Here is a 14,222-nt window from a genome sequence, read left to right on the forward strand (position 1 = left end):
GAGCCGACCCTCAGCCCGCCTCGCGCAGGCGCGCGTCGAGCGCGCGGCCGCCGTCGCGCAGGTATCGGCCCACCGCCTGCGCCGGCATCGGCCGCGCGTAGAGATAGCCCTGCGCCTCGTCGCAGCCCATGGCGGCGAGCATGGCCGCCTGGCCGGCGTCCTCGACGCCCTCGGCGACGACGCGCAGGCCGAGCGCCCGGCCGAGCCCGATCACGGCGGCGACGATGGCGGCGTCGCCGGCGTCGCGCTCCAGGTCGCGCACGAAGGAGCGGTCGATCTTGATGTCGTCGACGGGGAACTGCTTGAGGTGGGTGAGCGAGGCGTAGCCCGTGCCGAAGTCGTCGAGCGCGATGCGCAGGCCCGCCTCGGCGAAGCGCGCGAGCGTCTCCGCCACCGCGCCGGCCCGCTTTCCGAGGAACACGGTCTCCGTCACCTCGATGCCCAGCCGCCAGCGCGGCACGCCCGCCTCGTCGAGGATGGAGAACAGCGTGCGCGGCAGGTCGGAACGGCCGAACTCGGCCGCCGACAGGTTGAGTGCCACGGTGCCGGGCTCGAGCCCGTCGGCGAGCCAGCCGGCGAGGTCGGCGGTCACCGCGCGGGCCATGCGCGCACCGATGCCGCAGGCGATCTCGGCGTCCTCGAAGGCCTCGGCGAAGGCGCCGGGCGCGAGCAGGCCGCGGCTCGGATGGCGCCAGCGGGCGAGCGCCTCGAAGCCGACGACCTCGCCCGTCGCGAGATCGATCTTCGGCTGGTAGTGCGGAACGATGGCGTCGCCGGCGAGCGCCGCGCGCATCTCGGCGGCGAGCGCCACGCGGGCCTCCACCGCCTCGCGCAGCGCCGGCCGGTAGAGCTCGGCGCGGTTGCGACCCTGCGCCTTGGCGGCGTAGAGGGCGAGATCGGCGCTCTTCATCAGCTCGGCGGCGCTCGCCGCGTGATCGGGAAAGCCCGCGACGCCGACGCTGACGCGGCACGACAGCACCCGCCCCCCGTAGACGAAGGGCGCGCGGAAGCGCGCGACGATGCGCTCGGCGAGCGCGAGCCCGCAGCCGACGTCCGCCTCGCCGGGCGCCTCGCAGGGCACCTCGCAGGGCACCTCGCAGGGCACCTCGCAGGGCACCTCGCAGGGCACCTCGCAGGGAACCAGGACCGCGAACTCGTCGCCCCCGAGGCGCGCCACGAGCGCCGCGGCGCCCGAGGCGTCGGAGAGGCGCAGGCCGGCCTCGCGCAGGAGCGCGTCGCCCGCGTCGTGGCCGGCGGAATCGTTCACGTCCTTGAAGTCGTCGAGGTCGACGAGGACGATCGCGAGGCGCCCGCCCGCGCGGGCGGCGTCCGAGAGCGCGCCGTCGAGGCTGCGCTGGAAGGAGGCGCGGTTGGACAGCCCGGTGAGCGCGTCGCGGTTCGCCGCGCGCCACGCGCGGTCCTCCGCCTCCTTGCGCTCGGTGATGTCGAAGGTCACGCCGACGATGCGCCGGCGCCCGTCCGAGTCGCGCATCTCGACCCCGCGGGAGGAGAGCCAGAGCGTCCGTCCGTCGGGGTGATGGTAGCGGAAGGCCTCGACGTTCATCGACCCGCCCGGCTGCCAGGCGGCGTCGACGGCCGGCCAGTCCTCCGGATCGATGCGGGAGAGATAGGCGGCGAAATCGTCGTCGGGCACGCCGAACAGCGCCGATCCGTCGTCGCGGCGGATCATGACCTTCGCCTCCGGGTCGGCCTCCCAGGTGACGAGGCGCCCGGCCTGGAGCGCGAGGCGCAGCCGCTCGGCCTCGCGGCGCCGGGCGTCGTCGGCGAGCATGCGCTCGTGCGCGTCCGCGCCCTTGCCGATCCACTCGCGCACGGCGCCCGTCGTGCCGTCGACGAGGGGGACGGCCCGCAACTGCGTCCAGCGCCAGCGCCCGGTGGCGTCGAGCAGCCGGTGCGTCCCCTCGAACGGCGCCGCGCGCCGGGCCGCGCGCGCCGCCGCGCGCAGGGCCGCGGGGCGATCCTGCGGGTGGATCAGCCCGAGCCAGGCGAAGTCGAGGAAGTCGCCGGCCGCACGGTCCGCGAACGGGCCGGAGATCGCCACCTCCCCCACGGCGCCGTCGGCGCAGGCGCGCCAGACGATGCAGGCGTTCGCCGCCGCGAGCGCGCGGAAGCGCTCCTCCGTGACGAAGGGCGCCGACCGCGCGGCGGGGGCGGGTCCGGCCGCGCGGTGCTGCTCGATCTCGTGCACGGCGGCGCGGGCGAGCTCGGTCAGCAGCATCCGATCGGTGGGATCGAGCCGGCGCGGCACGGTGTCGAGGACGACGAGCGCGCCGATGCGGGTGCCGCAGGAGGCGGCGAGCGGGGCTGCGGCGACGAACCGCACGGGCGTCTCGCCGAGCGGCGCGCCGGCGCGGGTCCGCGGGTCGCTCGCGGCGTCCTCGACGACGACGACCTCCCCCGCATCGAGCGCCAGCCGGGCGTAGCCGGCGTCGCGGGGTACCTCCCGCGCCGCTGGACCGGCGACGGCCTTGCGCCACTCGCGGGCCTCCGCGACGAAACCGACATAGGCGACGGGCACACCGAACAGCTCGCGCGCCGTCGCCGCGATACGCTCGAAGCCCGGCTCGGGCGGAGTGTCGAGGAGCCGAAGCCGCCGCAGGGCCGCGAGCCGACGCGCCTCCGCGGCCCGCGGGTCCGCGGGCTGCAAGCCGGCCGTGCCGCTCGACGTCTCGCTCATCGGATGATCACCGCCGTCGCGCCTCTCGCCCGCATGCCGGGAACGTCGGTTGTTCCCTAGGGTAACGCTGCCGACGAAAGCTCAAGCCGGAGTTAATGCGGAGCCCACCTGCTCGGCCGTGCCGCGTGCGCGGACGCCAACCCGCGTTGCCAGCCCGCCCGCGGCGCGGTAACGCTCGACGGGCCAACCCTCCAGGAGATCCGGCATGATCGTCGCGCTCGACGGCACGAGCCTCACCATCGACGCCGCGGTGGCGGTGGCGCGGCCCGACGCGGCGGGGGGCTTCGCGCAGGCCCGCCTCGCGGACGAGGCCCATGCCCGCCTCGCCGCGACCCGCGCCTTCATCGACGCGCATTGGATGCACGACGAGGCGCCGCTGATGTACGCCTTCAACACGGGCGTGGGGCTCTTCAAGGAGCATCGCGTGCTGATGGCGGACATGGTGGCCTATCAGGCCAAGACGGTCTACGCGCACGCCACCGGCGTCGGCGAGCCGTTCCCCGAGGACGTCACCCGCGCCATGATGCTCGCGCGCGCGAACGCCTTCGCCTCGAACTATTCCGGGCCGCGCGTCGAGCTCGTCGAGCGCCTACTCGCCTGCCTGAACGCAGGGCTCCATCCGGTGGTGCCGCAGAAGGGCTCGGTCGGCGCGTCGGGTGATCTCGCGCCGCTGGCTCACCTCGCGGCGGCCGTGTGCGGCTTCCCCGAGGCGGAAATGATCTGGCGGAGCCGGCGTATGCCCGCCCGCGAGGCGCTCGCCGCCGCGGGCCTCGAGCCGGACGTCGCGCTGGGCGCGAAGGACGCCTCCGCGCTGATCAACGGCTCGACCACCTCGCTGGCGCTGGCGCTGCTCGCCACCCACGACGCGCGGCGCCTGCTCAAGGCCGCCGACGTCGCGCTGTGCCTCACGCTGGAGGCGCTGCGCGGGGAGCGCGACGCCTTCGACCCGCGCATCCAGCGCGCCCGGCCGCATCCCGGGCAGATGAAGGTGGCGCGCAACGTGCTGCGCATCCTCGACGGCTCGCGGCGCACGACGCAGGACGCCCGCGACGTCGTCTTCCCCGAGGAGAGCCGCGCCGCCGGCACGCCCGCCGCGCCGCGGGTGCAGGACGTCTATTCCCTGCGCTGCGCCCCGCAGGTGCACGGCCCGGCGGACGAGGCGGTGGCCTATGTCGAGCGCATCGTCGGCACCGAGCTGAATTCGGCCACCGACAACCCGCTCGTCGTCGAGGACGGGTCGGGCGGTCTCGTCTCGCTCTCGGGCGGGCACTTCCACGGGCAGTACGTGGCGCAGGCGATGGACCTGCTCGCCATCGCCATGGCCGACATGGCCTCGATCTCCGAGCGGCGGCTCGCGCGGCTGATCGATCCGGGCATGAGCTACGGCCTGCCGCGCAACCTCCTCGCCGGCAAGAAGGGGCTCAACACCGGCTACGCGACGGTGCAGTGCTCCGCTTCGGCGCTCGTGATGGAGAACCGCACGCTGGCGATGCCGGCCTCGGTGGATTCCATCCCCGGCAAGGGCAACGCCGAGGACCACGTCTCGAACTCGACCTGGGCCGGCCGCAAGGCGCGTACCGTGGTCGAGAACGCCGAGCAGGTCGTCGCCTGCGAGCTGCTCATGGCCGCGCAGGCGCTCTCCCTCGTCGAGCCGATTGCGCCGGACCACCCGATCGGTCGCGGCTCGCGGGCCGCGCTCGACGCGATCCGCGCGGTGATTCCCCCGGCGCTCGAGGGCGACCGCTGGTATGCCGCCGAGATGGCGCAGGCGCTGGACCTCGTCCGCTCCGGCGCCGTGGTCCGGGCGGTGGAGGATGCGGTCGGCGCGCTGGAGTGAGGCGCCGCCACCGTGCCGGATGAGTGACGCCTCCGGCCGCCTCGCCCAATATACATGTGGAGCGCGGGGATATACGCGCGCGCGCCGCGGTTCTTCGGGAGACGACGGAAACTGTTCACGATTCTTCTTCGCCTGCGACGTCTCGCGCGCGAGAAGGGCTTGCGAAGCGGGGCGCGACCCCACATATTCCAGGTCGACAACCGCCGCCCCGCGCGGCGACGGGTCGTCGACGCCTTCGAGACGTCGTGCGGACCGTGGCTCAACTCTCGAGAGGATGGGGTTCCGATGAACGACCAGAACCGCTTCGCCTACGGCACCGGCGTGGCGCGTCCGCAGGCCGAGATCGACCAGGGCCTGCGGGCGTTCATGCTCGGCGTCTACAACAACATGGTGGTGGGCCTCGGCGTGACCGGCGTCGTGGCGCTGGGCACCTATCTCGTCGCCTCGGCGTCGCCCGCGGTGGCGCAGGCCCTGTACGGCAGCCCGCTGCGCTGGGTGCTGATGCTCGCCCCGCTCGCCTTCATCTTCTTCTTCACGTTCAAGATCGAGTCGATGAGCGCCGCCAAGGCGCGGTCCATGTTCCTGCTGTTCTCGGCGGTGATGGGCCTGTCGCTGTCGACGATCTTCCTCGTCTTCACGGGCGAGTCGATCGTGCAGGTGTTCTTCGTCACCGCCGCGGCCTTCGCCGGCCTGAGCCTCTACGGCTACACGACGAAGCGCTCGCTGTCGGGCATGGGCTCGTTCCTGATCATGGGCCTCATCGGCCTGATCATCGCGATGGTGGTCAACATCTTCCTCGCCTCGTCGGCGATGGCCTTCGCCATCTCGATCATCGGCGTGCTGATCTTCGCGGGCCTCACCGCGTGGGACACGCAGCGCCTGAAGGAGATGTACCTCTACGGGAACTTCGACGGCGAGACCGCCGGCCGCGTCTCCGTGATGGGCGCCCTGTCGCTGTACCTGAACTTCATCAACATGTTCCAGTTCCTGCTGGCCCTGATGGGCAACCGCGAGTGATCCGGACCCGGTGAGGCGGGCCTTCGCGGCCGCCGCGCCCCGACGATGCGAGACGCCCCGGCCTCCCACGAGGCCGGGGCGTTCTCGTTTCCGCCTTCGGGCGCCGTCAGCCGCGCGTGGGCGGCGGCGCGTCCGAGCAATCGAGCGGGATGTGGCGGCGCGCCAGCGCGGGGAAGGCGAGCTGCTGGCCGACGCCGCGCGAGGCCAGGAACGCGAGGAAGGCGATCCAGAGCCCCGTGTTGCCGAGGTCCCGCAGGAGGAAGAGCAGCACGAGATAGAACGCGAAGGACGCGAGCATCAGGTTGCGCAGGGCCGCCGTCCAGGTCGCACCGATGTAGACGCCGTCGTGCGCGAACGCGAGCGCACCCACCAGCGGCGAGAGCGCGGCGAAGACGAGATGGAGCCGCGCGGTCTCTCGCACCCGAGGGTCGGTCGAGACGAAGTCGATGAAGGCGCCCCCGCCCACGAGGAAGCCGGCGGCGACCGCCACCCCGAAGACGTGCGCCCACAGCGCCGCGATGCCCGCCGCCCGCCGGAAGTCCCGCGGGCGGCGCGCGCCGTAGGCCTGGCCGCACACCGCTTCCGCCGCCGTGGCGAAGCCGTCGAGGAAGTAGGCTCCGATGGCGAACATGTTGTAGAGCACGGCATTGGCGGCGAGCGTCTCGTCGCCGGCGCGCGCGCCGAGCGCGTTGAAGATCAGGAACGCGGCGCCGAGCGCCATCGTGCGCACGACGATGTCGCCGTTGACCGCGAGCATGCGCGCGAGCGCGGCGCGGTCGAGCAGCGCCGCGCGGCGCACCGCGAACGGGTCGTCGCCGAGCCGCAGCACGACGGCGAAGCCGAGCGCGAGCCCGAGCACCTCGGCGATCACGGTGCCGAGCGCCGCGCCGGCGACGCCCATCTCCAGGCCGACGACGAAGAAGACGGTCAGCCCGATGTTGACGACGTTGGTCGCGACCTGCGTCAGGAAGGCGAGATCGGTGCGCCCGCGGCCCGTCAGCGAGCCGAGGAGCGCATAGTTCATCAAGGTGACCGGCGCAGCCCAGATGCGGATCGCGAAGTACTCGGCGAGCGCCGCGTTCACCGCGTCCGATGCGCCGATCGCCGCGAAGGCGGCCCACGCGATGGGCGCCTGGAGGAGGACGATCAGGAGGCCGACCCCGGCGCCCACGGCGAGCGCGCGGGCGAGCGTCTCCGCGACCCCGCGGTCGTCCCGCCGCCCCACGGCCTGCGCGGTCATGCCCGCCGTGCCCATGCGCAGAGCGCCGAAGGTCCAGAAGACGTAGTCGAAGACGATCGCGCCGACGGCGACGGCGCCGAGCAGCGCGGCGTCGCCCAGCCGACCGATCACGGTCGTGTCGACGAAGCCGAGCAGCGGCACCGTGATGTGCGAGAGCATCATCGGCAGCGCGATGAGGAACATGCGCCGGTGCGAGACCTCCGGCGGGGCGGCCGACGCGGGCGCCTTCTCGGCGGGCGCGCTCACGTCAGCGCAGCGCGGCGATGATGCGCAGGACGACGAACACGGGCACGACCACCATCGCCCCGTAGATCAGCCAGCGCCCGAGCGTCCCGAAGGCCTCGAAGCCGGTCTCCCAGAGGTCGCGCACGAGCCCGAAGGCGCCCTCGAACAGCCCCTGCGGCGTGATGCCCAGCAGCGCCATGAAGGCGCCCACGACGAGCGACAGGAAGACGAGCTTGACGAGGACGGCGGCGGGGGACCCGCCGAGGAGGCGCTGCATGGGGCTCGCTCCGTTGATCGACGCCGCCGCGTCATCGCAGGCGCCGCGCGCGTTGGCAAGGTACCCCGCCGTCCTCACCCCCGCCGCGCGGCGAAGAGCCCGTCGTACGCGCCCAGCGCCAGCACCCCGCCGTCCCGGATCGCGCCGCCGAAGCCCGGCCCGTCCACGACCTTCCAGGCATCCCGCTCCTCCTCGGGCAGGCGCCAGCCGAAGGGGCGGTCGGAGAGGTTGAAGGCGCACAGGAGGCGCGCGCCGTTCGCCTCGCGCTCGTAGACGACGAGCGGCTCCGGCGCGTCCTCGAGCAGGCGCTGGGAGCCGCCGCGAAGGGCCGGCTGGTCGCGGCGCCAGGCGAGGATGCGGCGGTAGGCGTTCAGCACGCTGTCGGGGTCCGCCTCCTGGCGGTCGACGGCGAGCGGGCGGTGGTCCTCGCACAGCGGCAGCCAGGGCGTCTCCGCGCCGAAGCCGGCGTAGGGAGCGTCCGCCTCCCACGGCATCGGCGTGCGGCAACCGTCGCGCCCCTCGAAATCGGGGTAGAGATGCAGGCCCCAGGGGTCGCGCAGGTCCTCCCGGGCGAGTTCGGCCTGCGTGAGGCCGAGTTCCTCGCCCTGGAAGACGAGGGCGCCGCCCTTCTGGGTCGCCATGAGGCCGCACATCAGCTTCGCGAAGGCGCGCCCGAAGCCCCGACGCGCGGGCCGCGCGCCCCAATTGCTCATCAGCCGCGTCGAATCCTGGTTGCCCGCGACCGTCATGATCGCCGCCTCCGGCCGCGCGGCGGTGTCGCGGATCTGCCGGCGCAGGACGCCGACGTCGAGGTCGGAATTGATCAGGTCGAAATGGTAGGCGGCGTCCAGGCGCCCGGGCGCCGTCGCCTCCGCGCAGAAGGGGATCGAGTCGACGTCGGAGACCTCGCCGAGCAGGAAGCGGTCGTCCCCGTAGCGGTCGGCGAGCGCGCGCATGCGCTCGAGCAGCCGCATCGAGGCCGGCAGGCCCCGGTCGAAGACGTGCTCCTGGCGGCCGAAGGGGTTGTTCGGCCCGCCGCCGACCAGGATCGAGGGGCCGCTCGAGGCGATCGGCGGGTTGTCGCGCAGGTCCGGATCGCAGAGCAGGCACTGCACGGCGTCGAGCCGGATGCCGTCGATGCCGCGATCGAGCCAGAACGCCATCTCGCCGAGGATCGCCTCGACCACCTCGGGAGTGCGCAAATTCAGGTTCGGCTGGCAGGCGAGGAAGGCGTGGTAGCGATACTGGCTGCGCCGCGGCTCCCAGTCCCAGGCGCTGCCGCCGAAGGAGGAGAGCCAGTTCGTCGGCGGCGTTCCGTCCCGCCGCGCGTCCGCCCAGACGTACCAATCCGCTTTGGGGTTGTCGCGCGAGGACCGGCTCTCGCGGAACCAGGGGTGCTCCTCGGAAGTGTGGCAGGGCGTGAAGTCGACGATCGTCCGCAGGCCCCGCTCGCGGGCGGCGAGCACGAGCCGGTCGAGGTCGGCGATCTCGCCGTAGGTCGGGTCGACGGAGCGGAAGTCGCTGATGTCGTAGCCGAAGTCCCGCATGGGCGACTCGTGGAAGGGCGACAGCCACAGCGCGTCGACGCCCAGCGCCGCGATGTAGTCGAGCTTCTCGGTCACCCCGTTCAGGTCGCCGATCCCGTCACCGTTCGTGTCGCGGAAGCTGCGCAGGTAGAGCTGGTAGATCACCGCGCTCGCCCACCAGGGCGGCGCGGGGGGTGCGCCGCCGCCCGCGGCGCGTCGGGATTTCGTGCTGGTCTCGCTCATCGCTCCCCGCTCCGGCTTCTCGTTGGTCGCGAGCGGAACGAGGCGAGCGGCGGTGCGGTTTCACGGCGCGCCTTCGGAGCACCCGAGGATCGATGCCACAGGCTCGCAGACCCGTGTGTCGGATGCGCTTTGGAGCGATCAGGCCGGCGGCGACAAGAGGTCCTCGACTCCCGCCCGGAAGGCTTGGAAGCTGGTGGATCTGTTCCGATCGGGATCCATTCGCCCGGCGATCCGGCGGGCACCGTCGATCTTGGCGTAGCGCTTGGGATAGCCGTGCTTGCGCAGCAGCTTCTCCAGCTCCTCCCAGGTTCCGCCATTGTCGGGATTGGCGAACGGCCGCTTGCCGGTATTCAGCCGCGGCAGCTTCGTGTAGGCGGCGCACAGCGCATCGGGATCGCCCAGGAACCAGGATTCCAGCTCCTCGACGACGATGCGCGTCACGAGCCTGAAGGTACCGTCCCGTGCGCGTGCCCGGCGTGTCGGTAGCCCAGCGCGTCGCGCGGCGGTTTCGAGCTTTTCCTTCAGCGCTACGCAGTCGTCCGCATCACGGTCGACGAGAAGAACGAAGCGCAGATCGTCGCGCTCGCATATCTCGGCGTAGCCGCGCAGGCGGCTTTCGATCACTTTGAGGAAATTCGACTTGTTCTGTAGATTGATCACCTTGAAGGTACAGCGACCGCGGATCAATCGGGGGAGAAGGTGTCCCAGAGCCGCCTCGGCGGATTCTTCCTCGACGAAGACGATCAGCTGCGTCATGCCGCACCCGCCGACGCGAAGGGGTGGCCCACGCTGAAGTGGCCTTCGATCCAAAGCTGCCCCAGGTCGGCTCCCTCGTCGAGAAGGTTCTGTACGCCCGGCATGTCCGCGACACGGCGCGAGCGCGTGAACCCGTCTTCCGCACGATACAGGACCCGCACCTCGGCCGGATCGAGCCGCTTGATGAAGAAGGGCGAGTGCGTCGTCACGATCAGCTGGGCGTTCGCCGAAGCTTGCTGGCATTCCTCCGCCAGCTCGGGCAGGAGGAGTGGATGGAGGAAGTTCTCCGGCTCCTCGATGCCGATCAGTCGCGGTGGGGCGGGATCGTACAGCACGGTGAGGTACGCGAGGAGCTTCAAGGTGCCGTCCGAGGCGTAGCGCGCGAGAATCGGGTCGGCGAACGGCCCGTCCTTGATGCGCAGCAGGAGACGCCCGTCGTCCAGCGGCTTGGCCTCGACCCGCTCGATCCGGGGAATGCGCCGTTGCAGCGTGGCGAAGATCTGCTCGAGGCGATCGGGGTGTTGCTCGCGCAGGTACTGGATCACGTTCGCCAGGTTGTCGCCGCTTTGGGAGAGCCGTTCGGCGGGGCCGGACTCGGGGCTTCCTCTCGTGTCGTCGGCCGACAGATAGGACATGTGCCAGCCGGTGATGAAGTTCTTCAGAGCGATCACGCGCGGGTTCTCGGCAAGGGTGCCGAGCGTGCTCACGGCGAGCACGTCCGGGCCGGACAGCTTGCGCTCCTGCCGCCGATCCTCACGCTCGGGTACCTCGCCGGTGATGACGCTGCCCTCGCCGCGGCCGTACTCCAGGATGTTGTACGGCTTGCCTCCGGCACCTCGGGTCCAGCGCAGGAACTCGCGCGCCACCACCGGACGCGCACCGTCCTCGTCGATCTGGAGATGATAGGTGATCAACGGGGTTCGACCCGGACCCTGAGGCACCTCGCGATACTTGATCTCGATCTCGATCGACCCTTCGCTTCCGCGCGTTCGCAGCTCGCGAAATTTGCCGCGGCGGTCCCACGCTTTGCGAATGCCATCGGAGAAGCACTCCGACAGGAAGGCGAGGACATCGAATACGGTCGATTTACCGCTTCCGTTCGGGCCGACGAGCGCAGAGAGCGGCGTCAGCTTGTCGAGCGTCACATCCTTCAAGGCCCGGTAGTTCTTGATCTTGAGCTGCTCGATCCGTGGCGGCACGGTCATGACGCGGGGCTCCGGTGTTCCTCTCGTATGCGGGCCTTAGCACCTTTGCGAGCGGCGCGCAGCCCGGCGCGGACCGCCGATCCGCCGGCTCCGGCGTAAACCGGCGCACTCCCGCTCAGCCGAGTCGGGTGAGCGCCCAGCCGGCGGCGGCGATGTGGGCGAGGGTGATCGCGACCGAGAGCGCGTGCAGACGCGCGAAGCGGCCCTTCGCCCCGGCGTCGGTCGCCGCGTTGATGGCGGGCATCAGGATCTGGCGGGTCGGGACGGTCGTCGCCGCCACGGCGGTCATCAGCGCCGCGGCGAGCGGGTCGATCGGCCACAGCAGCAGCGCCGCGACGGCGGCCGTGCCGATCACGAACAGGTAGAAGTGCGGGAACGCCTTGCGGATCGTCGGTCCCGCGGTCTCCGGCGGCAGGGCCGTGAACAGGAAGGCGGCGAAGCCGAAGGAATACAGCACCATGCCTCCGAACAGGAGGGCGAGGACGAGGAGCGCGAGCGTGGCGAGCATGGCCGGGTCCGTCTTCGGGGCGACGCCGGCGAAGTGGCGCGCGCCGCCCGCGCGTCGATGCGGCGGGACGTCTCGGCGGGCGTGGCCCGCCGGCTACGACGCGACCGGCTCCGCGGTCGCCCGAAGGACGAGGTCCGCGGCCGCCTCCGGCGCGTCCCAGACGGGGAAGTGGCCGCAATCGGGAAACCAGTGCAGCCGCGCGGACGGGAACGCGGCGCAGGCGCGCTCGGCCTGCGCGGGGCGGCAGAGCCGGTCCTTGCGGCCCCACCCGATCGCGACCGGGCCGCTCGGTGCGGCGGCGGGTCCCTCCTGCGCCGGGCCGGCGGCGAGATCGCGGATCAGCGGGCCGACGGTCGGGGTCAGGGCCAGACCGTCGATCTCGCGCGCGGCGAGGTCCGCGGGAACGCGGGCGGGGTGGGCCGAGAGCTGGGCGAGGAGGAGGCTGCGGGTCGCGGCGTTGCGCGCGAGCGGTCCCCGCAGCGGCCCGAGGCCGCGCAGCGCGACGAGGGAGGCCGTGAGCGTGGCGCGGAACCAGGTCCGCTCGCGTCCGCGCCAGAAGCCACCGGGGTCGAGCGCCACGATCGGCCCGCCGACGCCGCGGCGCGCCATCTCCAGCACGAGCCGCGCCCCGAGCGAGGCGCCGACGAGCGCCGCGCGGTCGAGCCCCTCGGCGCGCAGGAACGCCTCGAGGCTGCGCGCCAGGCCATCGAAGCCGCCGCTGTCGGGCGCGCCCGGCGTCTCGCCGTGGGCGGGCAGGTCGAGCGCGATCACCGTGCGCCGCGCACGCAAGGCCGGCAGGATCGGATCCCAGGAGCGGCGGGTGCCGCCCAGGCCGTGAACGAGGACGATGGCGGGCCCCTCCCCGCTGCGGTCGTATCGAAGCATGCGTTCGCGCTCCCTCGCGTCTCGCCCCGCCCGTCAAGACCCGAGCGGCGACGGTCGTTCCGGCCGGCGCGCCGTTCGCCCCCGGCCGGGGAGGGTCGCCGCCGGCGCCCGCCCGTGCCATAAGGCCGCCGAACCACTTCCCGGGCCGGCGAGCACATGATCCGTATCGAGAGCGTCACCAAACAGGCGAGCCATCGCATCCTGTTCATCGAGGCGTCCGCCACGATCCAGCGGGGCGAGAAGGTCGGCCTCGTCGGCCCCAACGGCGCGGGCAAGACCACGCTGTTCCGGCTGATCACCCGGGAGGAGCAACCCGACGAGGGCCGGGTCTCCGTCGATCGCGGGGTGTCGATCGGCTATTTCAGTCAGGACGTCGGCGAGATGGCGGGCCGCAGCGCGGTCGCCGAGGTGATGGACGGCGCCGGTCCCGTCAGCGACGTCGCCGCGGAGTTGCGGGCGCTCGAGGCAGCCATGGTCGATCCGGACCAGGCCGACGACCTCGCGGCTGTTGTAGAGCGCTACGGCGAGGTGCAGGCGCGCTTCGAGGAGCTCGACGGCTACGCGCTCGACGGCCGCGCGCGGGAGGTGCTGGCCGGGCTCGGCTTCTCGCAGGAGATGATGGACGGCGACGTCGGCAAGCTCTCCGGCGGCTGGAAGATGCGCGTCGCGCTCGCCCGCATCCTGCTCATGCGTCCCGACGTGATGCTGCTCGACGAGCCGAGCAACCACCTCGATCTCGAGAGCCTGATCTGGCTCGAATCCTTCCTGAAGACCTATCCCGGCGCCTTGTTGATGACCTCGCACGACCGCGCCTTCATGAACCGGGTCGTCGACAAGATCGTCGAGATCGACGGGGGGGCGCTCACCAGCTACTCGGGCGACTACGAATTCTACGAAGCGCAGCGCGCGCTCGCCGAGAAGCAGCAGCAGGCGCAGTTCGAGCGCCAGCAGGCCATGCTCGCCAAGGAGGTCGCCTTCATCGAGCGCTTCAAGGCGCGGGCCTCGCACGCGGCCCAGGTGCAGAGCCGGGTGAAGAAGCTCGACAAGATCGACCGCGTGGAGCCGCCCCGCCGCCGCCGGGCGGTGAGCTTCGACTTTCCGCCCGCGCCGCGCTCGGGCGACGAGGTGATCAGCCTGAAGGGCGTGCACAAGGCCTGGGGCTCCCGGCGGATCTACGAGGGCCTCGACCTCGTCGTGCGCCGCAGGGAGCGCTGGTGCGTCATGGGCGTCAACGGCGCCGGCAAGTCGACGCTGCTCAAGCTCGCCGCCGGCGCCGCCGAGCCCGACGATGGATCGGTCACGATCGGCGCAGGCGTCAAGATGGGCTACTTCGCCCAGCACACGATGGAGGTGCTCGACGGCGAGCGCACGGTGTTCCAGTCGCTCGAGGAGGCCTTCCCCCAGGCCGGCCAGGGCTCGCTGCGCGCGCTCGCCGGCTGCTTCGGCTTCTCCGGCGACGACGCCGAGAAGAAGTGCCGCGTGCTGTCGGGCGGCGAGAAGGCGCGCCTCGTGATGGCGCTGATGCTCTACGACCCGCCCAACCTCCTCGTCCTCGACGAGCCGACGAACCACCTCGACATGGCCACCAAGGAGATGCTCGTCGCCGCGCTCGAACGCTACGAGGGCACCATGCTCTTCGTCTCCCACGACCGGCACTTCCTGGGCGCCCTGTCGAACCGGGTGCTGGAGGTGACGCCGGACGGCGTGCACCAGTACGCGGGCGGGTACGTCGAGTACGTGGCGCGGACCGGGCAGGAGGCGCCGGGGTTGCGGGGGTGAGTGAGGTGGGGCGGGACGATGCTTGA

The 14,222-nt window shown here is 72.2% G+C and carries 11 protein-coding genes; 3 read left to right on the top strand and 8 right to left on the bottom strand.

Annotated features, from left to right (window positions below):
* Window positions 1–10 precede the first annotated feature (10 nt).
* A complete protein-coding gene (locus AB9M23_RS19465; RefSeq protein WP_372426239.1) occupies window positions 11–2,698 on the bottom strand; it encodes a bifunctional diguanylate cyclase/phosphodiesterase in 2,688 nt (895 codons plus the stop codon).
* Window positions 2,699–2,903: 205 nt separating this feature from the next.
* On the opposite strand from AB9M23_RS19465, the gene AB9M23_RS19470 reads away from it, so the two are divergent.
* Together AB9M23_RS19470 and AB9M23_RS19475 are read left to right on the top strand one after the other, a co-directional pair.
* Window positions 2,904–4,535, top strand: coding sequence for an HAL/PAL/TAL family ammonia-lyase (locus AB9M23_RS19470; RefSeq protein WP_372426240.1), 1,632 nt, complete (start codon window positions 2,904–2,906; stop codon window positions 4,533–4,535).
* 285 nt (window positions 4,536–4,820) lie between these two features.
* Window positions 4,821–5,552, top strand: a complete 732-nt coding sequence (locus AB9M23_RS19475) for a Bax inhibitor-1/YccA family protein (protein WP_372426241.1) — start codon at window positions 4,821–4,823, stop codon at window positions 5,550–5,552.
* A gap of 106 nt (window positions 5,553–5,658) precedes the next feature.
* Here AB9M23_RS19475 and AB9M23_RS19480 read toward each other — a convergent pair whose 3' ends face one another.
* The 7 genes from AB9M23_RS19480 to AB9M23_RS19510 form a co-directional block, all read right to left on the bottom strand.
* The gene (locus tag AB9M23_RS19480) at window positions 5,659–6,975 is read right to left on the bottom strand and encodes an MATE family efflux transporter (RefSeq protein ID WP_372426242.1); all 1,317 of its coding nucleotides are present in this window, start codon (window positions 6,973–6,975) and stop codon (window positions 5,659–5,661) included.
* 64 nt (window positions 6,976–7,039) lie between these two features.
* Window positions 7,040–7,294, bottom strand: a complete 255-nt coding sequence (locus AB9M23_RS19485; protein WP_372426243.1) for a DUF6460 domain-containing protein — start codon at window positions 7,292–7,294, stop codon at window positions 7,040–7,042.
* 74 nt (window positions 7,295–7,368) lie between these two features.
* Entirely contained in the window at window positions 7,369–9,063 is a 1,695-nt protein-coding gene (locus tag AB9M23_RS19490; RefSeq protein ID WP_372426244.1) for an alpha-amylase family glycosyl hydrolase, read from the bottom strand.
* 138 nt (window positions 9,064–9,201) lie between these two features.
* Complete coding sequence (locus AB9M23_RS19495) at window positions 9,202–9,819, bottom strand: DUF4276 family protein (protein ID WP_372426245.1); 618 nt, start codon at window positions 9,817–9,819, stop codon at window positions 9,202–9,204.
* A complete protein-coding gene (locus AB9M23_RS19500; protein ID WP_372426246.1) occupies window positions 9,816–11,024 on the bottom strand; it encodes an AAA family ATPase in 1,209 nt (402 codons plus the stop codon). Before AB9M23_RS19500 ends, AB9M23_RS19495 begins: the two co-directional genes overlap by 4 nt.
* 115 nt (window positions 11,025–11,139) lie before the next feature.
* A complete protein-coding gene (locus AB9M23_RS19505) occupies window positions 11,140–11,532 on the bottom strand; it encodes a DUF4149 domain-containing protein (RefSeq protein WP_372426247.1) in 393 nt (130 codons plus the stop codon).
* A 93-nt stretch (window positions 11,533–11,625) separates the two neighbouring features.
* The gene (locus tag AB9M23_RS19510) at window positions 11,626–12,417 is read right to left on the bottom strand and encodes an alpha/beta fold hydrolase (protein ID WP_372426248.1); all 792 of its coding nucleotides are present in this window, start codon (window positions 12,415–12,417) and stop codon (window positions 11,626–11,628) included.
* A 156-nt stretch (window positions 12,418–12,573) separates the two neighbouring features.
* Between AB9M23_RS19510 and AB9M23_RS19515 the strand changes: the two genes are divergently transcribed.
* Window positions 12,574–14,196, top strand: coding sequence for an ABC-F family ATP-binding cassette domain-containing protein (locus AB9M23_RS19515; RefSeq protein WP_372426249.1), 1,623 nt, complete (start codon window positions 12,574–12,576; stop codon window positions 14,194–14,196).
* Window positions 14,197–14,222 lie beyond the last annotated feature (26 nt).

The organism is Salinarimonas chemoclinalis (assembly GCF_041514305.1).
GTDB classification, from domain to species: Bacteria; Pseudomonadota; Alphaproteobacteria; order Rhizobiales; family Beijerinckiaceae; genus Salinarimonas; species Salinarimonas chemoclinalis.